Origin of the sequence: Rhizobium sp. TRM96647, assembly GCF_025780115.1 — a bacterium.
GTDB lineage: Bacteria > Pseudomonadota > Alphaproteobacteria > Rhizobiales > Rhizobiaceae > Mycoplana.
On record NZ_JAOXHF010000011.1, the window covers coordinates 166681 to 188274 of the forward strand.

The following is a 21594-nucleotide window of genomic DNA, read 5'->3' on the forward strand; positions in this document are numbered from 1 at the left end:
CGCAAGCAGAAGACTGCAACCGGCGTCGAACGGTCGTACATGGTATCCGGGTGAGACCGGGAAGAGGCGGGCCGGACGCCAAGGCGGGCGCGGCCCTCCCGTGGAGAAGTAGTTGTCGATTGCCGAAATATCCCTGCTGAGCGCGCTTCTGGCCGGCACCCTGTCGTTCCTGTCGCCCTGCGTGCTGCCGCTGGTGCCGCCCTATCTCTGCTATATGGCGGGCATTTCCGTCGAGCAGTTCCGCAACGGTTCGGTCGCCGGCGCCGGTGCCGTCGCTGTGGACGATGGCCGCGCGCGCCGGGCCGTCCTGTTCTCCGCCCTGTGTTTCACCCTCGGCTTCGCCACCGTCTTCGTCGCGCTTGGGGCGGGTGCGTCGACGATCGGCATGGCGCTCAGGCGGCAAATGGATATCCTGGCGCAGGTGGGCGGCCTCGTCATCATCCTGATGGGGCTGCATTTTCTGGGCGTGCTGCGGATTGGCCTGTTCGCCCGCGAGGCGCGCTTCCAGGGCGGTGGCAAGCCGGCGACGCTGTCCGGCGCCTATGTGATGGGCCTGGCCTTCGCCTTCGGCTGGACGCCCTGCATCGGCCCGGTGCTCGGCGCGATCCTCGGCGTCGCTGCCGCCCGCGAGACGGTGGGCGAGGGCGCAGCCCTGCTGGCCGTCTATTCGCTGGGGCTCGCCGTGCCCTTCTGGATCGCCGCAGGCTTTTCCGGCGCCTTCATGCGGTTCCTGATGCGCTTCCGCAAGCACCTCGGCATGGTGGAGCGCATCATGGGCGTGCTGCTCGTCCTGACCGGGCTGGCCTTCATGTTCGGCTATATCAGTTCGGTGGCGATCTGGTTCCAGCAGACCTTCCCGATCCTGTCGCAGATCGGCTGAGCAGATCAGGTGAGCGGGCCTGTTTCTTTCCAACCGGCGGTTCCGGTCGGCGCCGACTTGCGCTAGAGGCATTCGAAGGCAATTCGAAGCACGGGTATCGGCGGACGGCATGGCAGAAATTATGGGACTGGTCCTGCCGTTCTTCGGCATGATCCTGCTGGGCTATGTTGCCGCGAAGATCACGCGCCAGCCGGCCGAGGCGCTCGGCTGGCTCAACACCTTCATCATCTACATCGCCCTGCCGGCGCTGTTCTTCAAGATCATCTCACGGACGCCGATCGAGCAGCTGACGCGCGTCGACTTCATCCTCGCCAATGTCAGCGCCACCTACCTCGTCTTCGGCCTGATCTTTGCCATCGGCATCGCGTTCCGGCGCGCCCGCGTCGCCGAGGCGACCATGCACGGCCTGGCCGCCGCCTATGGCAATATCGGCTTCATGGGGCCCGGGCTGGCGCTGCTGGCCTTCGGCGAGCCGGCGGCGGTGCCGGTGGCGCTGGTCTTCTGCTTCGAGAACATGCTGCATTTCATGGTCGCGCCGGCGCTGATGTCGTTTTCCGGCGGCGACCGGCGGGGGACGCCGGCGATCGTCAGGGATGTGGTCCGCCGCATCGTCACCCACCCATTCATCCTGTCCACGGCGGTGGGCTTCCTCGCAGCCTTCTGGCATTTCGAGGCGCCGGCGCCGGCGCAGCGGCTGATCGATTATCTGGCGCAGGCGGCGGCGCCCTGCGCGCTGTTTGCCATGGGCGTGACGCTGGCGCTGCGGCCGCTGAAGCGCGTGCCGGCCGAGATCGGCTACATCGTGCCGGCAAAGCTCCTGCTGCTGCCGCTGACGATGTATCTGCTGCTGGGAGCCGCAGGCAATTTCGATCCGGTCTGGGTGCAGACGGCAGTCCTGCTCGCAGCACTGCCGACGGCGACGAACGTCTTCGTCATCGGCCAGCAATACGGCGTCTGGCCCGAGCGCGCGTCTGCGACGATCCTGATCACCACCGTGCTCTCGGTCGCGACCGTCACGCTCCTGCTCTATGCGATCAAGTCAGGCCTGCTTCCGGGAGACCCGTTCCCTTAAGGTATCGCGGACGGCCTTCCACGACCCGCCCGGCTCGACGCCTTCGCGCATGACCACGCTGCGCAGCGGCCCGATGGCGGAGAGCATGTGCAGCCCGGCCGTCCGCAGGATCTGCACCGGCAGAAAGCCGGAAAGCAGCGAACGGTTGAGCAGGTCGACGCTCATGGTGCGGCTCTGGATGTCGGCGCGGCGGCTGCGGTCGAAGGCCTCGCCAATCGTGGCGGCCGGCCGGGAGGGATCGGCCAGCAGGTCGCGCAGCGCCATCACGTCGCGCAGGCTGAGATTGAGGCCCTGGGCGCCGATCGGCGGGAAGGCGTGCGCGGCCTCGCCGAGCAGCACCACGCGCCCCTTGCCGAAGCGCTCCGCCTGCATGCCGGAAAGAGGGAAGGCCTGCGGCGCGGCCTCGACGGTGACCCTGCCCAGCAGCGACTGCATGCGCTCCTCGACCGCGCGGCCGAGTGCTTCGAGCGCCAGGCTACGGGTGGCCTCCGCCTCCCGGGGAGAGAGCACCCAGACGAGGCTCGAGCGGCGGCCCGGCAGCGGCACCTGCGTGAACGGCCCGTGCTCGGTATGGAACTCGGTCGAGGTGTTCGCATGTGGCAGGTCGTGGGCGAAATTCAGGACCAGCGCGGTCTGCGGATAGGTCCAGGCGCGCACCGCAATGCCGCTCTGGCGCCGCACCTCGGACTGCCGGCCATCGGCGCCGGCGACCAGCCCGGCGACGATCGAGCGCTGGTGGGAAAGGTGCAGTTCGACGGCGCTCTCGGTGAGGACGAGCCGTTCGAGCTTCGCCTCGAGGCGGGTGATCGCCTGATGGGCGGAAATCCGCGTCTCCAGTTCGGTCAGGAAGGGCGCATTCGGGATGTTGTAGCCAAAGGCGGGCAGGCCGACCTCGCTGGACCGGAAGCTGACCGGCGGCGCGCGGAAGAGCCGTCCGGTTCCGTCGAGGATGCGCATCGTCTCCAGCGGAGCTGCGACGGCGGCGATCTCCTCGAACAGCCCGAGATTGCGGATGAAGTCCATCGACTGCGCCATCAGCGCCGTCGTGCGACCGTCGGTGCTGCGGCCCGCCGGTGCCACGAGCGCCACCCGCTTGCCCGAATCGGCAAGGGCGAGGGCTGCGATATTGCCGGCGAGCCCGGCCCCGACGATAGCGATATCAAAGGCTTCCATGCGACGTCTTGCTTTCCGTTCATGCTTTCCCACAGAAATGCCTGCGGGGCTGAAACCGCAAACTACGCCCGGAACCGGCCAAAATCCATGGGTTCCAATGCCGCGGCGGCGCCGCATCGGCCGCCATGAGGGGCGAAGTGCCGGATTTCCGCTGGAAGCGGCAGCCAATCGGTGCATATTACCGGGCAAATCCTGCGATGACGGCGGGTCTTGCCATGCGGCGCGGTGGCCGGGGCGCTTGGGAGAAGACAAGGGCAAGCGATGAAGTTCTTCAATTACAAGCGCGTTCCCTATGCGGAGATCCGTGCCTTTTCCGTCCACATCCTGACGGCGTCGGGTTCGTTCCTGGCCTTCCTCGGCGTCGTCGCCGCAGCCGAGCACCGTTTCGTCGACATGTTCTGGTGGCTGGGGCTCGCCTTGCTCGTCGACGGCATCGACGGCCCGATCGCGCGCAAGGTGCGGGTGAAGGAAGTGCTGCCGAACTGGTCGGGAGATACCCTCGACAACGTCATCGACTACGTCACTTACGTGCTCCTGCCGGCATTCGCGCTCTACCAGAGCGGCATGATCGGCGAGCCCTGGTCCTTCGTCGCCGCCGGCGCCATCGTCGTGTCGAGTGCGATCTATTACGCCGACATGGGCATGAAAACGGACGAGTACTTCTTCTCCGGTTTTCCCGTCGTCTGGAACATGGTGGTCTTTACCCTGTTCGTGATCAAGGCGAGCGAGGTGACGGCCTCGATCGTCGTGTTCGTCTCGGTACTCCTGACCTTCATGCCGATCAACTTCCTGCATCCGGTGCGCGTCGAGCGGCTGCGGACGCTCAACCTGATCGTCTTCTTCGCCTGGTCCGCGCTCGGCGGCTATGCGCTGCTTCTGCATTTCGAGACGCCGCAATGGGTGGTGCTGGGCGTGGTCGGCACCGGCCTCTATCTCTATCTCATCGGCGCGATCCTTCAGATGTTCCCGCGCCTCGGCAAGCATTGATCCGGGAGGAATGAAATGACACAGGCAATCGTCGTCCGGTCGCTCGGCGGCCCCGAGGTTCTGAAAGTCGAGGAGGTCGAGCTTTCGCCGCCCGGGCCCGGCGAGGTCCGCATCAAGCAGGCGGCCGTCGGGCTGAATTTCATCGACGTCTATTTCCGCACCGGCCTCTACAAGACGGAACTTCCCTTCATTCCCGGCAAGGAGGGCGCAGGCACGGTGACGGCGCTTGGCGACGGGGTGTCGGACTTTGCCGTCGGCGACCGCGTCGCCTATGCCGCGGGGGAAGGGGCCTACGCGGCCGAGCGCAATATCGACACGGCCCATCTGGTCAAGGTGCCGGACGGGATCTCGCTGGAGACGGCGGCGGCGATGATGCTGAAGGGCATGACGGCGCAGTACCTGCTGCTGCAGACCTTTCCGGTCAAGCCCGGCATGACGATCCTCTTCCACGCGGCGGCCGGCGGCGTCGGCCTGATCGCCGGCCAGTGGGCCAAGGCGCTGGGCGCCACCGTCATCGGTACGGCGGGGTCGAAGGAGAAGATCGAGCTGGCGCTGGCGCACGGCTACGACCACGTCATCGACTACACGAAGGAGGACTTCGTCGCCCGCGTGCTGGAACTGACCGGCGGCAAGAAGTGTGACGTCGTCTACGATTCCGTCGGCAAGGACACCTTCCCGAAGTCGCTGGACTGCCTGAAGATGCGCGGCATGTTCGTCTCCTTCGGCAATTCCTCCGGCCCGGTCGACGCCTTCAACCTCGGCCTTCTGGCACAGAAGGGCTCGCTCTATGCGACGCGCCCGACGCTGTTCCGGTACATCGCCACGCGGCCTGAACTCGATGCGTGTGCAAACTCGCTGTTTGATGTTGTGCGCAGCAACAAAGTGCGTATCAATATCAACCAGACCTATCCGTTGGCTGAGGCGGGGCGCGCGCACACGGATCTGGAAACCAGAAAAACAAGCGGAGCGACGTTGCTCATTCCCTGAAGGGCGACGTCGCGAAAAGGGCCGCGAGAGGAGAGGGGCATAGTGTCAGTTGCTGGAGCGTCCGCAAGCAGCCCGTTGCTGGCTGTGCGCAACCTGACGAAGCTTTTCGGCACTTTTGCCGCCTGCAACGGCATCGATCTCGACATCCGGCCGGGGGAGATCCACGCGCTTCTCGGCGAAAACGGCGCCGGTAAGTCGACGCTGGTGAAGATGCTGTTCGGCGTTCTGGCGCCCACGGCCGGCGAGATCCTCTGGCAGGGCGCGCCGGTCTCGATCGCAAGCCCGGGGGCTGCCCGCAGGCTCGGCATCGGCATGGTCTTCCAGCATTTCTCGCTGTTCGAGGCGCTGACGGTGGCCGAGAACATCGCCCTGTCGCTGCCGCCGGGCATCTCGCTTGCCAGGGTTGCCGAAGAGGCGGCCCGCCTGTCGCATGCTTACGGCCTGCCGCTCGATCCGAAGGCGCATGTCGCCGATCTTTCGGTCGGCGAGCGGCAGCGCATCGAGATCGTCCGCGCGCTGCTGCAGGATCCGCAACTGATTATCCTCGACGAGCCGACCTCGGTGCTGACGCCGCAGGAGGCCGACCGCCTGTTCGAGACGCTGGCCAAGCTCAAGGGCGAGGGCCGCTCCGTCCTCTATATCAGCCACCGGCTGGAGGAGGTGCAGCGCATCTGCGACCGCGCCACCGTGCTGCGCCACGGCAAGGTCACCGGCGCCTGCGACCCGCGCCGGGAGACGCCGGCCTCGCTCGCCCGCATGATGGTCGGAAGCGATGTCGCGGCCGTCTCGGCGGAAGGAACGAACACGAAGGGCGAGGTGCTGCTGGAGGCGCGCGACCTGGACGTCGCCGCCCGCACGCCCTTTGCGGTCTCGCTCAAGAACGTGTCGCTGAAGGTCCATGGCGGCGAGGTGCTGGCGATCGCAGGCGTCGCCGGCAACGGCCAGGGCGAACTCTTCGACGCGCTCTCCGGCGAATACCCGATAGCGAAGGGCGAGGCCGTGCTGATCCGCAGCCGTCCCGTCGGCAGCCTCGGCATCACCGCGCGCCGGCTGATGGGGGCGGGCTTCGTGCCCGAGGAGCGCCACGGCCACGCCGCCGTCCCCGCCATGTCGCTGTCGGACAACCTCGTGCTCGCCCGCAGCCAGTCCGACCGCAAGGCGTTTCTCGGCGGCGGTGTGCTCGGCATCATCAAGTCTTCGGCCGTGCACATGGCCGCGAAACGGATTTCCGCGGCGATGGACGTGCGCAAGAGCGGCGAGGACCCGCCGGCGGGCTCGCTCTCGGGTGGCAACCTGCAGAAATTCATCGTCGGCCGTGAACTCGACCGCCAGCCCTCCGTCCTCGTCGTCAATCAGCCGACCTGGGGCGTCGACGCGGGGGCGGCGAGCCGCATCCGCCAGGCGCTGGTTGATCTGGCCAGATCCGGCTCGGCCGTGCTCGTCATCAGCCAGGACCTCGACGAGATCTTCGAAGTGGCGACCGAGATCGCCGTGATCAGCGAGGGGCGGCTGTCGGACGCCTATCCGGCGCGCGAGCTGACGCGCGAGAAGATCGGCCTTCTGATGGGCGGCATGCACGGCGAGACGAGAATGCCGGAGGCCGCGCATGCGCATTGAACTGGAAAGGCGGCCCCGCGCCTCGGCCCTCTACGCCATCCTGTCGCCCTTCATCGCGCTCGTGCTGACGGTGATCGCAGGCGGCATCATGTTCTGGCTGCTCGGCAAGGATTCGGTTTCCGCCCTCTACAGCTTCTTCGTCGAGCCGCTGCTCGACGTCTGGTCGCTGCACGAGATCGCGATCAAGGCGGCCCCGTTGATCCTGATCGGCGTGGGCCTCTCGGTCTGTTATCGCTCCAACAACTGGAACATCGGCGCCGAGGGGCAGTTCATCATGGGCGCGATCGCGGGTGCGATCGTGCCGGTCGTCTTCCACGAATGGCATTCGCCGCTGGTGCTGCCGCTGATGCTGGTCTTCGGCATGATCGGCGGCGCGCTCTATGCGGCGATCCCGGCCTTCCTCAAGGCGAACATGAACACCAACGAGATCCTGTCGAGCCTGATGCTGGTCTATATCGCCCAGCTCTTCCTCGACTGGATGGTGCGCGGTCCGTGGCGCAGCCCGGAAGCCTACAATTTCCCCGTCACGCGCGATTTCGCCCCCGAAGCCATCCTGCCGGAGATCCTCGCTTCCGGCCGAACCAATCTCGGCTTTGTCTTTGCCATTGTCGCCGCCGTCCTGGTCTGGTTCATGATGCGCTATACGCTGAAGGGCTTCGAGATCAGCGTGCTCGGCCAGTCGGAGCGGGCAGGGCGCTTCGCCGGCTTCTCCTCGCGCCGGATGATCTGGTTCTCGCTGCTCTTGTCCGGCGCGCTCGCGGGGCTTGCCGGCATCGCCGAGGTCAGCGGCAACATCAACAAGCTCCAGCCGGTCATCTCGCCGGGCTACGGCTTCACCGCCATCATCGTCGCCTTCCTCGGTCGCCTCAACCCGCTCGGCATCATTGCCGCCGGCCTGTTCCTGGCGCTGACCTATGTCGGCGGCGAGGCGGTGCAACTGACGCTCAGCGTCTCCGACAAGGTGACGCGCGTCTTCCAGGGGCTGCTGCTTTTCTTCGTGCTCTCCTGCGACACGCTGATCCTCTACCGGATCAGGCTCGTCTTCCCGGGCCGGGCGGTGCCGGCAGCGCAGCAGGGAGCCGAATGATGGGCATCGTCGAAGCGATCCTGCTGACCGTCATCACCGCCGCGACGCCGCTGGTGCTGGCAGCGCTCGGCGAACTCGTCACCGAGCGCGCCGGCGTGCTCAACCTCGGCGTCGAGGGCATGCTGATCATGGGCGCGGTGCTGGCCTTTGCCGCCACGCATGCGACCGGCTCGCCCTATCTCGGCATTCTCGCCGGCATCGGCGGCGGCGCGCTGTTCTCGCTCCTGTTCGGCTTCCTGACGCTGACGCTGGTGGCCAACCAGGTGGCGACCGGCCTGGCGCTCACCATCCTCGGCCTCGGCATTTCCGGCCAGATCGGCGAGGCCTATGTCGGCATGTCCGGCACCAAGCTGCCGCAGATCCCAATCCCGCTGCTCTCGGACATCCCCTTTGTCGGGCCGCTGCTGTTCCGGCAGGACCTCATCTTCTACCTGTCGATCGCGCTGGTCATCGGGGTGAACTGGTTCCTGTTCAAAAGCCGGGCCGGGCTGAAGATCCGCGCCATCGGCGACAACCATGCCTCCGCGCATGCGCTCGGCATTGGCGTCATCCGCATCCGCTATCTGGCCGTGATGTTCGGCGGTGCCTGCGCTGGTCTCGCCGGTGCGCAACTGTCGCTCGTCTATACACCGCAATGGGTGGAGAACATGTCGGCCGGCCGCGGCTGGATCGCGCTGGCGCTGGTCGTCTTCGCCTCCTGGCGCCCGTGGCGGGTGCTCGCCGGCGGCTATCTCTTCGGGGCTGTCTCGATCAGCCAGTTGCATGCCCAGGCGCTCGGCCTCGGCATCCCCTCCCAGTTCCTGTCGGCGCTTCCCTATGCGGCCACGGTTGTCGTCCTCGTCCTGATATCGCACAATCGGCGCACGACGTTGATCAACACGCCCGCATCGCTCGGAAAGCCGTTCGTGCCCGACCGATGAAGAAGAAGCGACGGGAAAACCAAGTCTCAAACCTACAGGGGTCAAAATGAAAAAACTGCTTCTCGCACTCGCAACCTCGGCGGCGATGCTCGGCTTCGCAGCCTCCGCCAGCGCCCAGGACAAGACCAAGATCTGCTTCATCTATGTCGGCTCCAAGACCGACGGCGGCTGGACGCAGGCGCACGACATCGGCCGCCAGGCGCTGCAGGACCATTTCGGCGACAAGATCGAGACGCCGTTCCTCGAAAGCGTGCCGGAAGGTCCCGATGCCGAACGCGCGATCGAGCGCATGGCCCGTTCCGGCTGCGCGCTGGTCTTCACCACCTCCTTCGGCTTCATGGACGCGACGATCAAGGTCGCCGAGAAGTTCCCGGACGTGAAGTTCGAGCACGCCACCGGCTTCAAGTCGGCCGCCAATGTCGCCACCTACAATTCGCGCTTCTACGAGGGCCGCTATATCCAGGGCCAGATCGCCGCGAAGATGTCCGAGAAGGGCGTCGCCGGCTACATCGCCTCCTTCCCGATTCCGGAAGTCGTGATGGGCATCAACGCCTTTGTCCATGGCGCCCAGTCGGTGAACCCGGACTTCAAGGTCAAGGTCATCTGGGCCAACACCTGGTTCGACCCGGGCAAGGAAGCCGATGCCGCCAAGGCGCTGATCGACCAGGGCGTCGACATCCTGACGCAGCACACCGACACGACCGCGCCGATGCAGGTCGCGGCCGAACGCGGCATCAAGGCCTTCGGCCAGGCCTCCGACATGATCAAGGCCGGCCCGGAAACCCAGCTGACGGCGATCGTCGACACCTGGGGCGCCTACTACATCAAGCGCACCGAGCAGTTGCTCGACGGCAGCTGGAAGTCCGAACAGGTCTGGGACGGTTTGAAGGACGGCATCCTGACCATGGCGCCCTACACCAACATGCCCGACGACGTGAAGAAGATGGCAGAGGACACCGAGGCCAAGATCCGCTCCGGCGAACTGCACCCCTTCACCGGCCCGATCAAGAAGCAGGACGGCTCGGACTGGCTGGCGGACGGCGAGAAGCCGGAAGACAAGGTGCTGCTCGGCATGAACTTCTACATCGCCGGCGTCGACGACAAGCTGCCGCAGTAAGCCCGATCGTCTAGGATCGGTGGAGCTGAAAGGCGACAAACGGAGGCCCCGGCAGCGGAAACGCTCCGGGGCCTGCTTGCATGAGGAAGCCGGCCCTTGCTCCCTATTCCTCGGGCCGGTCCGGGCGACCTAGCCACCTCGGCGGGCGTTTCAGGTCGGCCATCCTTGACACTTCGAAGACCGGCACCAGATCCCTTGAACGGGTGGAGCACGATCCGGCAGTCCGTGCGCTTTGTCGGCGAGGGGCGGATGTTGCACCGCAAGATGATGGCGCGAATTTTTGTGCTTTGCGAATTTTGTGCGCGCCCGGAATTTGGAGTTTACAATAGTCATACAATATGATTTTTCTTGCATGGCTGCTGAGGAGCAGCTTTCTTTGGGAGGATATCATGACTTTGAAGACCGCACTCGCGAGTGCCACGATTCTGGCTGCCTGCATGTTCGGTTCGGCTCACGCCGCCGACCTGACCGTAGGGTTCTCGCAGATCGGCTCGGAATCCGGCTGGCGCGCTGCTGAGACGACGCTGACCAAGCAGCAGGCCGAAAGCCGCGGCATCGACCTGAAATTCGCCGACGCCCAGCAGAAGCAGGAAAACCAGATCAAGGCGCTTCGCTCCTTCATCGCCCAGGGCGTCGACGCGATCCTCGTCGCCCCGGTCGTGGCGACCGGCTGGGACGACGTCCTGACCGAGGCCAAGGACGCCGAGATCCCGGTCATCCTCCTCGACCGCACGGTGGATTCGTCCGAAGACCTCTACATGACCGCTGTGACCTCGGACCTGGTCCACGAGGGCAACGTCGCCGGCAAGTGGCTGGTGGACACGGTTGCCGGCAAGCCGTGCAACGTCGTCGAGCTCCAGGGCACGACCGGCTCCTCGCCGGCGATCGACCGCAAGAAGGGCTTCGAAGAGGCTCTGGCGGGCAATGATAACCTGAAGATCATCCGCAGCCAGACCGGCGACTTCACCCGCACCAAGGGCAAGGAAGTCATGGAGAGCTTCCTGAAGGCGGAAGACGGCGGCAAGAACATCTGCGCGCTCTACGCCCACAACGACGACATGGCCGTCGGCGCCATCCAGGCGATCAAGGAAGCCGGCCTGAAGCCCGGCACCGATATCCTCGTCGTCTCGATCGACGCCGTTCCGGATATCTTCCAGGCCATGGCCGCCGGCGAAGCCAACGCCACGGTGGAACTGACGCCGAACATGGCAGGTCCCGCCTTCGACGCGCTCGCCGCCTTCCAGAAGGACGGCACGCTGCCGCCGAAGTGGATCCAGACGGAATCGAAGCTCTACACCCAGGCCGACGATCCGATGAAGGTCTACGAGGAAAAGAAGGGCCTCGGCTACTGATCTCTCCCGGCTCCCGCATCCGCGCCAATGCGGATGCGGGGCTTTTTCGCGCTTATCCTTCTCCCCGCTTCGGGGAGAGGGTGCCGGCAGGCGGGTGAGGGAGCCTCCTTGTACCCCGCGCCGCCACGGAGCGGCATCCAATTCGGGCAGGGACAATGCCAGGAAACACATTCGGCAGCGACGACATCATTCTCTCCGCCACGGGGATCGACAAGGTCTTTCCCGGCGCCAAGGCCCTGAACAAGGTCAATTTCCAGCTCGCCCGCGGCGAGGTGCATGCGCTTCTCGGCGAGAACGGCGCCGGCAAGTCGACGCTCGTCAAGTGCATCACCGGCGCCTATCGCCGCGACGGCGGCCGCCTCGTCCTCGACGGTGCCGACATCGATCCGCGTGACACCTTCGAGGCGCAGCGTCTCGGCATCGGCACGGTCTACCAGGAGGTGAACCTCCTGCCGAACCTGACGGTTGCCGAAAACCTCTTCCTCGGCCGCCAGCCGAAGCGCTTCGGCCTTGTCGATGCGCGCGAAATGAACCGGCGCGCCGAAGCGCTGCTCGCCGGATACGACCTCGACGTCGACGTCAGGGCCGAGCTTTCCAGCTGCTCCGTCGCCGTGCAGCAGGTCGTGGCGATCGCCCGCGCCGTCGATCTCTCCGGCAAGGTGCTGATCCTCGACGAGCCGACCGCCAGCCTCGACGCCCACGAGGTGGAGATGCTGTTCTCCATCGTCCGCCGTCTGAAGGCGCAGGGTCTCGGCATCGTCTTCATCACCCATTTCCTCGAGCAGGTCTACGCGATCTGCGACCGCATCACCGTGCTGCGCAACGGCCAGCTCGTCGGCACCCGCGAGGCGGCCGCGCTGCCGCGGCGCGAGCTGATCGCCATGATGCTCGGCCGCGAGCTCGGCGACGAGATCAAGGCCGTCGCCCGTGCGGAAGCCGCCGAGGGTCCCGTGCGCTACCGCTTTGCGGGCTATGGCCGCAAGGGGCATATCGAGCCGTTCGACCTGGAGGTCAGGAAGGGCGAGGTGGTCGGGATTGCCGGCCTGCTCGGTTCCGGGCGGACCGAGACCGCCGAAATCCTCTTCGGCGCCGAGAAGGCCGACAGCGGCACGGCCGAGATCGACGGCAAGCCGGCCGAGCTCACCTCGCCGCGCGCCGCCATCCGCCATCGGTTTGGCTTCTGCCCCGAGGACCGCAAGGTCGACGGCATCGTCGGCGACCTGTCGGTGCGCGAGAACATTGCTCTCGCCCTGCAGGCCCGGCGCGGCTGGGCGCGGCCGATCCCGCGCGCCGAGCAGGACCGGCTGGCCGACCAGTACATCAAGGCGCTGGACATCCGCACCACCGACCGGGAAAAGCCGATCCGGCTTCTGTCCGGCGGCAACCAGCAGAAGGCGATCCTCGCCCGCTGGCTGGCCACCAATCCGGAATTTCTCATCCTCGACGAGCCGACGCGCGGCATCGACGTCGGCGCGCACGCGGAAATCATCCGCCTCATCGAGAACCTTTGCGAACAGGGCATGTCGTTGATTGTCATTTCTTCCGAGCTCGACGAGCTCGTTGCCTACAGCCGCCGCGTCATCGTCCTGCGCGACCGCGCCCATGTCTCCGAGCTGGTCGGCGATGCGGTGACCACTGCGCACATCGTCGAGGCGATCGCCGCCGGCGAAAAGCAGGGGGCCGCCTGATGAGTGCGCTGAAGCCCCACCTGATCCGGCTCCTGCCGCAGTTCGCCGTCCTCGTCGCCGTCGTGGCGCTGATCTCGCTGGCTTTCCCCGATTTCCTCAAGCTGCAGATCCAGAACGGCCGTGTCTACGGTAGCCTTATCGACGTTCTGAACCGCGGCGCGCCGGTGGCGCTGCTGGCGATCGGCATGACGATCGTGATCGCCACCCGCGGCATCGACCTCTCCGTCGGCGCGGTCATGGCGATCTGCGGCGCGGTCGCGGCCGCCTCGATCACGTCGGGCCATTCGCTCGTCTATACGCTGGCGCTGGCGCTTTCCGTCGGCCTGCTCTGCGGCCTGTGGAACGGCATCCTCGTCGCCGTCCTCGACATCCAGCCGATCATCGCCACGCTCGTCCTGATGGTCGCCGGCCGGGGCATCGCGCAGTTGATTACCGAGGGCGCGATCCTGACCTTCAACGATCCCGGCCTGATCTTCATCGGTAGCGGCGCGTTCCTCGGCCTGCCGATGCCGGTGGTCATCTGGCTGGTCTTCGGCATCGCGGTCACGCTGCTGGTCCGGCGCACGGCACTCGGCATGCTGGTCGAGGCACTCGGCATCAACCGCCGCGCCAGCACGCTTTCGGGCGTATCGACCGGCGTTCTGCTGATTGCGGCCTATGTGCTGAGCGGCCTGTGCGCGGCGATCGCCGGCATCATCGCCGCCGCCGACATCAGGGGTGCGGACGCCAATAATGCGGGGCTCTGGCTGGAGCTCGACGCGATCCTGGCCGTCGTCGTCGGCGGCAACTCGCTGCTCGGCGGTCGCTTCAGCATCGCAGCCTCGCTGCTCGGCGCCCTGATCATCCAGTCGATCAACACCGGCATCCTGCTGTCGGGCTTCCCGCCCGAGTTCAATCTCATCATCAAGGCGGCGATCATCGTCCTGATCCTCGTCATCCAGTCGCCGCGGATCCGCGATCTCGCCACCCTGTTCGGCCGGGCCGACAGCGCCGAGGCATCCGTCAAGCAGGAGGCGAAATGAACCCGCGCTACGTACCGCTCGCCGCCACCGTCGCGATTTTCCTCGCAGCCTATGCGCTCTGCATCCTGCAGTACCCGAACATGCTGTCGACACGGGTGATCGGCAACCTCCTGACCGACAACGCCTTCCTCGGCATCGCCGCCGTCGGCATGACCTTCGTCATCCTCTCCGGCGGCATCGACCTGTCGATCGGCGCGGTGATCGCCTTTACCGGCGTCTTCATCGCCGTGGTGCTGGAGAGCACCGGCCTGCATCCGCTCGTCGTCTTCGTCCTGGCGCTCGGGATCGCCACGCTGTTCGGCGCACTGATGGGCGCGATCATCCACCATCTGGAGATGCCGCCCTTCATCGTCACGCTCGCCGGCATGTTCCTCGCCCGCGGCATGGCCTTCGTCCTGTCGATCGATTCGGTGCCGGTGAAGCATCCGTTCTATGCGACGATGAAGGCGTTCTACTACCGGTTGCCGGGAGGAGGGCGGATCACGCTGATCGGCGGGCTGATGCTGCTGGTCTTCGCCGCCGGCATCCTCATCGCCCACCGCACCCGCTTCGGCGCCAATGTCTATGCGCTCGGCGGCGGCGCGCAGACCGCGCGGCTGATGGGTGTTCCGGTGGCGCGCACGACGATCGCGATCTACGCGTTTTCCGGGCTCCTGGCCGGTCTTTCGGGCATCGTCTTCTCCCTCTATACCTCTGCCGGCTATTCGCTGGCCGCCGTCGGCGTCGAACTGGACGCGATCGCGGCCGTGGTCATTGGCGGCACGCTCCTGACCGGCGGGTCCGGCTTCGTCGGCGGCACGCTGATCGGTATCCTCATCATGGGGCTGATCCAGACCTACATCACCTTCGACGGTTCGCTCTCAAGTTGGTGGACGAAGATCCTGATTGGGCTACTTCTGTTCGGATTCATCCTGATGCAGAAGGGATTTCTCTATCTGTCGAAGGGTGGCAGGCGGCTGGCGTGACGAGATGGAATGCAACCGGTCGGGAGTGGCCGGATGGGGGAGGAACGGGTCGATTGCGCAAGGGACTTCTCGAAACCGTCATCACGGGCGCCAACACGCGCACCAGTCATGCCCAGGTGGTCAACGAGCTCGGACGCGCGATCGTCGCCGGCGAGTTTCCGGTCGGCGCGACCCTTCCGGGCGATGCCGAACTGGCGGCGCGCTTCAAGGTCTCCCGGACGGTGCTCCGGGAATCGATGAAGACGCTCGCGGCCAAGGGGCTGATCGTTCCGAGAGCGCGGATCGGCACCCGCGTCACCCCGCGCTCGCAATGGAACCTGTTCGACAGCGACATTCTCACCTGGCAGCTGGCCAAGGGCGTGGACGAGGTCTTCCTGCTCGACCTCAGCGAAGTCCGGCTGGCCTTCGAGCCACACGCCGCCGTGCTTGCGGCCCGCTTCGCCACGGACGCCGACATCAGCCACATGATGCGGCTGGCAGTGGCGATGGGCGACCCGGAACACACCGCCGAGACGCTGGCGCTGGCCGACCTCCGGTTTCACCTCAGCGTGCTCGACGCCTCGCGCAACCCCTTCTTCCGCACCATCGGCAGTTTGATCGAGGCAGCGCTGGTGGGCGTCTTCCGCCTCAGTTCGCCGGCCCGCGACCGCGGCAAGATCGACGACGTGGCGGCGACGCATATCCGCATCGTCGAGGAGATCCGCAAGCGGGACGAGGAAGGCGCGCGCCGCGCCATGGAAAACGTCATCCGCGTCGGCCGCGACCGTGTGGTGGAAGCGCTGAACGAACGCCGGCGCGCGTCGTCGCCGTGAGAAGGCGGCTTGTCGACGAAGCGCCGCAGCCATCCGGTTCCGCCGGATGCGCGCCCGTTCAGTCGTCGTTGCTGGCGTTCAGTTCCTCGGGCCGCAGCCCGTCGCCGTGATGTTCCAGCTGTGCCTCGCCCATGGACTGGTAGAGGTTGAACAGCGCCTCGCTCGCCTTCGAGACGTAGCGGAACCATTCCGGATTGGCGGCGATCGCCGGATGGTGCAAAAGGTGCTGGTCGACCAGGTCGAGGACGATGGACGCCGTGTGCGTCGCCTCATGACAGGATCGCGTGCCCGCGGCACTGCGCGCCAGCAATTCGGCCGATGAGGTGCCTTTCGCCTGCGCCAGTTCGGCAATCAGCTTGAGGCGCTCGTCCTCGACTTCGATATCGCTGCTTTCGATCATGGCCGGAGTTTCTCATAGCGTGGGTGGACTGTCGAGCGCTCTTGGCGCGGGCATCGGACGGGCAACGCCGCCATCAGCCTTTGGTTCCGGTCGTCATACCAACCTGCACTGATATTGACCGATTGCGTGGGACCGCCTGCGGTCATCCGGCAAGGAGCATACCGCAGAGCGATGCCTTGGCATCGGTCGAGGATTGCGACGCTGCCGGTGGCCGACAGACGGCCCACCCGGAGGGCCGGGCGATATTGACCTACGGACGGCGTCGAAAATCCTCGCCGGACCGCAGGTCCGACTGCGGTTTTCTCCTGGCCGCAGGTCAAAATCGCTCCGGCGCAATCGGTCAATATCAGTGCAGGTTGGTATCAGTCGACCGCCATCCGCGCCAGGTCGATCGCAATCGACATGATGACGCCGACCGCCGTCAAAAGCAGGCCGACGGCGAACAGCCGGTTGCCGGCCTCGAACACCGTCTTCTGCAGCGAATTGGGACGCAGCAGCCGCCAGAGCGCGCGCGCCTGGAAGACGATGCCGGTGGAGATCAGGATGAGCGTCGGCAGGTCGGTCAGTTGCCACTCGTTCGGATTGCTGGCCCAGGTGTTCAGGAAACCGAGCGAGAAGGAGAGGACGATCCCGAACACGGTGAGGTTGCCGTTGCGGAACAGGACGCCCACTTCCGGTTCGCCCTTGTGGTCTTCGCTCGTATCCATGCCGTCTCCCGGTCTCGAACGGTTGCCCGTTAGCGTAGCCGGGTCATGTGTCACTCATATTGGCCGGCCCGCTGCGCACATGTTGGTCCCGAAAGCCTGCCGTTGGCAAGGCCCGTCGCAACGGCCGGCGGTCTTCGGCATGGAGAACGGCCGTCAGAACGGCGGCGTGATCTCGTCATGATGGTGCGGCCTCTGGTGCTCGCGCTGGCGGCGCATCGCCTGTGCGAGCACGAAGCCCAGCACGGCGGTTCCAAGGACTATGGCAGACAATGCAAAAAAGTTTTCCATCACAGCTCCTCCCCGCAAGAAGGATAGCATGGGTAGGCGGAAGTCGGAAACCGGTTCGAAATCTATGGTTTCTGCCACGTCTCAGACCGCGTGCAGGACGTGCGCCGCCTTCACTGCCGCCGAAGCGCGGTTCTCGACGCCGAGCTTCACGTAGATCTGCTCCAGGTGCTTGGTGACGGTGCGGGCGCTGAGGCCGAGGATCTCGCCGATGTCGCGGTTGGCCTTGCCCTTGGCGATCCACAGAAGCACCTCGGATTCGCGCTGCGTCAGCGAAAAATGCTGGCGCAGGATCTCGTCGTCGCTGAGCCTGTTCTCGGCGCTGAGGCGAAACAGGTACTCGTCCGCCCCGATCGCGCCGAGATAGGAGAGCTGCAGGGTGGCCTGGCCGCTCTGGCGGATGGTGAAGCTGCCGTCCTTGCCCGTCGTCTCGCTCTCCTTCATCCAGCGGCCGACATGGGCGGTCAGCGTTTCCAGCCCGTCGTCGGAGCCGGTGGCGGCATTGATCAACCGCGTCGCCTGCGGCGTCGACCAGCGCACCCGCCCGTCGCCGCGCACGGCGAGCAGGTGGCGGCCGGCGGCGTCGAGCGCCACCCGCGCGCTCTGGGCCGAGCGGGCATTGGTCAGGTGGACGCGGATGCGCGCCCGCAACTCGTCGATGTTGATCGGCTTGGTCAGATAGTCGACGCCGCCTGATTCCAGCGCGCGCACGACGTGCTCCGTCTCCGTCAGCCCGGTCATGAACACCACCGGCGTCTGGCTGACGGCCGGGTTCGCCTTCAGCCGCTCGCAGGTTTCAAATCCGTCGAGGCCCGGCATGACGGCGTCGAGCAGGATGATGTCGGGGGTGATCCGCTCGACGATCCCGAGCGCGGAGGTGCCCGAGGTGGCGATCAGCACCGAAAATCCCGATTGTTCCAGCGCCTCGGTCAGAAATCCGAGCGCCTCGGGGCTGTCGTCCACGAGGAGTACGATGTCGCGCGGGCCGGCTATCTCAGTCACGCGGTTCGGTCCTTTCTGCGGAAATGTTCTTCAGGAAGGCATCGTAGCCCGAAAGGTCGAAGGCCTGGACATAGTCCCTGAGCGCATCGGCGAACGGCTTGTGTTCGGGCGCCCGGGCGATCTCGGCGAGCTTGGCCTCGATGCCGCGGACATAGCCGATCTCGCCGAGCCGGATCAGTTCGGCGACGTGGGCGGGGCCGGGATCGACGATCCGCCGCAGCGTTGCCGGAACGGGCTGGCCCGGCTGCGCGTCGGAGGTGATCCAGTCGAGCTTCAGGTGCAGCGCCAGCTTGTCGCAGAGCTGGCCGAGGTCGAACGGCTTGGCGATGGCGTCGTCGTGGCCGCCGCTGCCGCCCTGTGTCGAGCCGTCGCCGATATTCGCCGACAGCATGATGATCGGCGCGGTCTGCCCGGCCTGCCGCAGCCGGTCCACGAGGTCCCAGCCGCTCATGCCCGGCATCTGGATGTCGATCAGGAACAGGTCCGGCCGCAGCGCCTCGGTCAGCGCCAGGCATTCGCCCCCGTCGCCGGCGGTCATGACGTTGAAGCCGAGCGGGGCGAGCGTCTCGCCCATCAGGTTGCGATGGTCCTCGTTGTCGTCGACGACGAGGATGCTGCGCCGCCGCCCGCCATAGCCGCGGATGCGGCTGGCAGGCTCCAGCAGGGTTTGCGGGCGGTCGACGGCCGACAGCATCAGCCGGACGCGGAAGGCGGTGCCGCGATCCTTGGCGCTCGTCACCGATATCTCGCCGCCGAGCGTCTGGGTCAGAAGCCGGGTGATGGTGAGCCCGAGGCCGAGGCCGGGCATGCGGCTTTGATGTTCCGCCGCGCCGCGCTGGAAGGGATCGAAGATGCGAGGCAGGTCCTTCTCCGCGATGCCACGGCCGCTGTCCTCCACGGTGAAGGTCGCAACCTGGCTGCGATAGCCGACGTCGAGGCGGATATGGCCGCTGTCGGTGAATTTCAGCGCATTGGAGACGAGGTTGACGAGGATCTGGCGCAGCCGCTTCTCGTCGGTGCGCACGAACTGGGGCAGGGAGGGGCTGCGCACGTGCTCGAAGGCGACGCCCTTGGCCTGCGCCTGCGGCCTGAACATGTCGACGATTTGGTCGAGGAAATCGTGGATGTTGATCTCGTTGGAATAGACCTGCAGCTTGCCGGCCTCGATCTTCGAGATATCCAGGAGCCCGTCGATCAGGCCGGACAGGTGCTCGGCGCTGCGCCGGATCACCTTTACCGCCGGCTGGCGCGGGGCAGGGATCGTCTCGTCGCGTTCCAGCAACTGGGCATAGCCGAGCACGGCGTTGAGCGGCGTGCGCAACTCGTGGCTGAGCCCGACGACATAGCGGCTCTTGGCGCGGTTGGCCGCCTCGGCCGCCTCCTTCGCCTCCTGCAGGGCTGCGTCCGTCTTCTTGTGCGCCGCGATTTCCTTCAGGAGCAGCGTGTTCTGGCGGGACGATTCCTCCTCTGCCACCACCCGGCTGTCATGGGCGAGCACATAGAACCAGCAGACGACGCCGGCTGCGACCGCGAAGACGAAGAAGACGATCGCGACAGTGCCCTCGACCACGGCCGCCGTTTCCGGCGAGGCGCCGCCCGCCTGGTGGGCGATCATCGCGAGGATCACGCCGATGCCGGCGATCGAGAGTGCGGCCGAGAGCGCGTAGCGGCCAAGCCGAGTCTTCAGCTTGTCGACCACGGGCTCGGGAAGCACGGCGCGAGCGACATGGGCGGCCTGCGCATGGAAGCGCGCCTTCGGCTTGCACATGTCGTGGCAGCGGCTGTCGAGCGAACAGCAGAGCGAGCAGATCGGCGCGGCATAGGCGGGGCACCAGGCCATGTCTTCGGGCTCGAAGGGATGCTCGCAGATCGAGCAGGTGATGGTGTTTTCCAGGTGCCAGTTCCGCCGCGGCTTGCGGGCAAGATAGTATCTGCCCCCCGTCTTCCAGGCGATCAACGGCGAGGCGACGAAGGCGGCGCCGGCGGCGATGTAGGGCGCGAGCGAGGCGGCGATGTCGCCGAAGGCGCCGAAATGGGCGATCAACGCCAGGCTCGCGGAGCAGAACATCGCACCGAGGCCGACGGGATTGATGTCGTAGAGATGGGCGCGTTTGAACTCGATGCCGGGAGGCGATAGCCCGAGCGGCTTGTTGATGAAGAGATCGGCCGAGATCGTGCACAGCCAGGCCATGGCGACGATCGAGAAGATGCCGAGCGTCTCCTCCAGCAGCCGGTAGATGCCGAGCTCCATCAGCAGCAGCGCAATCGCCACGTTGAAGACGAGCCAGATGACGCGGCCAGGATGGCTGTGGGTCAGCCGCGAGAAGAAGTTCGACCAAGCGAGCGAGCCCGCATAGGCGTTCATCACGTTGATCTTCAGCTGCGAGACGACGACGAAGGCGACCATCAGCAGCAGCGCCGCCGTCTCCCAGGGGATCATGTAGCCGAAGGCGGTGTAGTACATTTGCGCCGGGTCGGCCGCCCGGGTCGAGGGCACGCCCGAATTCAGCACCAGCACGACGAGGAAGGAGCCGGCCAGAAGCTTCGGCGCGCCGACCACGACCCAGCCCGAACCGGCGAGGAAGACGGCGATGCGGTGGCTGAGCTTGCGCTGCCCGTCCGGCGGCAGGAAGCGTAGGAAGTCGACCTGCTCGCCGATCTGCGCCATCAGCGCGAAGATGACGGCGGACGCCGCGCCGAATTCGACCAGGTGGAACGGCGCGATGGTACCTGATGGTCCGGAGGCATGGTGGATGCCGGAATAGGCGAGCCACTCGCCGAAGGCGTTCCAGTCGGCAAAGGCGATGAAGACGAAGGGCAGGATGTTCAGCACGATCCAGAACGGCTGGGTAACCAGCTGGAACTTCGAGATCAGCCGCACGCCGTAGGTGACGAGCGGGATGACGGCGACCGAGCTGATGATGTAGCCGATCCACAAGGGGATGCCGAGCGCCAGCTCCAGCGCCCCCGACATGATCGAGGCCTCGATGGCAAACAGGATGAAGGTGAAGCTCGCATAGACGAGCGAGGTGATGGTGGAGCCGATATAGCCGAAGCTCGCGCCCCGGGTGAGGAGATCGATGTCGACGCCGTGGCGGATCGCGTAGCGGCTGATCGGCAGGCCGACGAGCAGGATCATCAGGCTGGCGACGAGGATCGCGGCGATCGCGTTCGTCGTGCCGTAGGACATGGTGATCGTGCCGCCGATCGCCTCCAGCGCCAGAAACGAGATCGCCCCGATCGCCGTCTGCGAGATGCGCTCCGAGGAGAACCGCCGCGCACTCTTGGCGGTGAACCGCAGCGCATAGTCCTCCAGCGTCTGGTCGGCGACCCAACGGTTGTACTGGCGCCGGACCGGTATGATGCGCTGGCGTGCGGCCATGGGCTTCCTTCGAGCGGGCGGGCAGACCCTGCCCGTGACCCGGTCCTAGCACATCGCGGCGGCGGCGAGAATTGGTGCGCTGCGGCAGAGGTGCCGTTCTTTACCCCGGCGTCTACGTAGAATGACGTATGTGCACTGC

The 21594-nt window shown here is 66.1% G+C and carries 18 protein-coding genes and 2 pseudogenes; 13 read left to right on the top strand and 7 right to left on the bottom strand.

Annotation, left to right across the window (positions count from 1 at the left end):
* The first annotated feature begins 112 nt into the window (after window positions 1–112).
* Both OCK02_RS19105 and OCK02_RS19110 read left to right on the top strand, forming a co-directional pair.
* Window positions 113–880, top strand: a complete 768-nt coding sequence (locus OCK02_RS19105) for a cytochrome c biogenesis CcdA family protein (RefSeq protein WP_263814407.1) — start codon at window positions 113–115, stop codon at window positions 878–880.
* Between the two features lie 109 nt (window positions 881–989).
* Window positions 990–1952, top strand: coding sequence for an AEC family transporter (locus OCK02_RS19110; RefSeq protein WP_230803914.1), 963 nt, complete (start codon window positions 990–992; stop codon window positions 1950–1952).
* On the opposite strand, the gene OCK02_RS19115 is transcribed toward OCK02_RS19110, so the two are convergent.
* Window positions 1920–3125, bottom strand: a complete 1206-nt coding sequence (locus OCK02_RS19115; protein ID WP_263814408.1) for a UbiH/UbiF family hydroxylase — start codon at window positions 3123–3125, stop codon at window positions 1920–1922. The two genes, OCK02_RS19110 and OCK02_RS19115, sit on opposite strands and share 33 nt — an antisense overlap.
* A 261-nt stretch (window positions 3126–3386) precedes the next feature.
* Here OCK02_RS19115 and pcsA point away from each other — a divergent pair, with 261 nt between their 5' ends.
* The 11 genes from pcsA (at window position 3387) to OCK02_RS19170 (ending at window position 15679) form a co-directional block, all read left to right on the top strand.
* Window positions 3387–4112: a phosphatidylcholine synthase gene (gene pcsA, locus OCK02_RS19120; protein WP_263814409.1), complete on the top strand. Its 726-nt coding sequence runs from the start codon at window positions 3387–3389 to the stop codon at window positions 4110–4112.
* 15 nt (window positions 4113–4127) lie between these two features.
* A complete protein-coding gene (locus OCK02_RS19125) occupies window positions 4128–5099 on the top strand; it encodes a quinone oxidoreductase family protein (RefSeq protein ID WP_263814410.1) in 972 nt (323 codons plus the stop codon).
* A gap of 42 nt (window positions 5100–5141) precedes the next feature.
* Window positions 5142–6716, top strand: coding sequence for an ABC transporter ATP-binding protein (locus tag OCK02_RS19130; RefSeq protein WP_263814411.1), 1575 nt, complete (start codon window positions 5142–5144; stop codon window positions 6714–6716).
* Window positions 6706–7803 carry an ABC transporter permease gene (locus tag OCK02_RS19135; protein ID WP_263814412.1) on the top strand — a complete coding sequence of 366 codons (1098 nt, stop codon included), beginning with the start codon at window positions 6706–6708 and terminating at the stop codon, window positions 7801–7803. The genes OCK02_RS19130 and OCK02_RS19135 overlap by 11 nt, the downstream gene beginning before the upstream one ends.
* Entirely contained in the window at window positions 7803–8723 is a 921-nt protein-coding gene (locus tag OCK02_RS19140) for an ABC transporter permease (protein ID WP_263814413.1), read from the top strand. The genes OCK02_RS19135 and OCK02_RS19140 overlap by 1 nt, the downstream gene beginning before the upstream one ends.
* A 46-nt stretch (window positions 8724–8769) precedes the next feature.
* Window positions 8770–9840: a BMP family ABC transporter substrate-binding protein gene (locus OCK02_RS19145; RefSeq protein ID WP_263814414.1), complete on the top strand. Its 1071-nt coding sequence runs from the start codon at window positions 8770–8772 to the stop codon at window positions 9838–9840.
* Between the two features lie 389 nt (window positions 9841–10229).
* Window positions 10230–11192, top strand: a complete 963-nt coding sequence (gene ytfQ / locus OCK02_RS19150; RefSeq protein ID WP_230803925.1) for a galactofuranose ABC transporter, galactofuranose-binding protein YtfQ — start codon at window positions 10230–10232, stop codon at window positions 11190–11192.
* A gap of 155 nt (window positions 11193–11347) precedes the next feature.
* Window positions 11348–12880, top strand: coding sequence for a galactofuranose ABC transporter, ATP-binding protein YtfR (gene ytfR, locus OCK02_RS19155; protein ID WP_263814415.1), 1533 nt, complete (start codon window positions 11348–11350; stop codon window positions 12878–12880).
* A complete protein-coding gene (locus OCK02_RS19160) occupies window positions 12877–13902 on the top strand; it encodes an ABC transporter permease (RefSeq protein WP_263814485.1) in 1026 nt (341 codons plus the stop codon). The genes ytfR and OCK02_RS19160 overlap by 4 nt, the downstream gene beginning before the upstream one ends.
* Window positions 13899–14867 carry a galactofuranose ABC transporter, permease protein YjfF gene (gene yjfF, locus OCK02_RS19165; protein ID WP_263814416.1) on the top strand — a complete coding sequence of 323 codons (969 nt, stop codon included), beginning with the start codon at window positions 13899–13901 and terminating at the stop codon, window positions 14865–14867. The genes OCK02_RS19160 and yjfF overlap by 4 nt, the downstream gene beginning before the upstream one ends.
* 53 nt (window positions 14868–14920) lie before the next feature.
* On the top strand, window positions 14921–15679 hold the full coding sequence (locus tag OCK02_RS19170) for a FadR/GntR family transcriptional regulator (RefSeq protein ID WP_263814417.1): 759 nt from the start codon (window positions 14921–14923) through the stop codon (window positions 15677–15679).
* 58 nt (window positions 15680–15737) lie between these two features.
* Here the strand turns inward: OCK02_RS19170 and OCK02_RS19175 are convergent, their stop codons facing one another.
* The 6 genes and pseudogenes from OCK02_RS19175 to OCK02_RS19195 form a co-directional block, all read right to left on the bottom strand.
* The gene (locus tag OCK02_RS19175; RefSeq protein ID WP_263814418.1) at window positions 15738–16079 is read right to left on the bottom strand and encodes a hypothetical protein; all 342 of its coding nucleotides are present in this window, start codon (window positions 16077–16079) and stop codon (window positions 15738–15740) included.
* A gap of 362 nt (window positions 16080–16441) precedes the next feature.
* The gene (locus OCK02_RS19180) at window positions 16442–16786 is read right to left on the bottom strand and encodes a hypothetical protein (protein ID WP_263814419.1); all 345 of its coding nucleotides are present in this window, start codon (window positions 16784–16786) and stop codon (window positions 16442–16444) included.
* 153 nt (window positions 16787–16939) lie between these two features.
* Window positions 16940–17074 (bottom strand): hypothetical protein, encoded by a 135-nt coding sequence (locus OCK02_RS19185; RefSeq protein ID WP_263814420.1) that lies wholly within the window; start codon window positions 17072–17074, stop codon window positions 16940–16942.
* An 81-nt stretch (window positions 17075–17155) separates the two neighbouring features.
* A pseudogene (locus OCK02_RS26210) lies at window positions 17156–17467 on the bottom strand (helix-turn-helix domain-containing protein); the annotation flags it as partial.
* A gap of 74 nt (window positions 17468–17541) precedes the next feature.
* Window positions 17542–18073: pseudogene (locus OCK02_RS26215) on the bottom strand (response regulator); the annotation flags it as partial.
* The gene (locus OCK02_RS19195; RefSeq protein ID WP_263814422.1) at window positions 18066–21455 is read right to left on the bottom strand and encodes an ATP-binding protein; all 3390 of its coding nucleotides are present in this window, start codon (window positions 21453–21455) and stop codon (window positions 18066–18068) included. The gene OCK02_RS19195 and the pseudogene OCK02_RS26215, both read right to left, overlap by 8 nt.
* Between the last annotated feature and the right edge of the window lie 139 nt (window positions 21456–21594).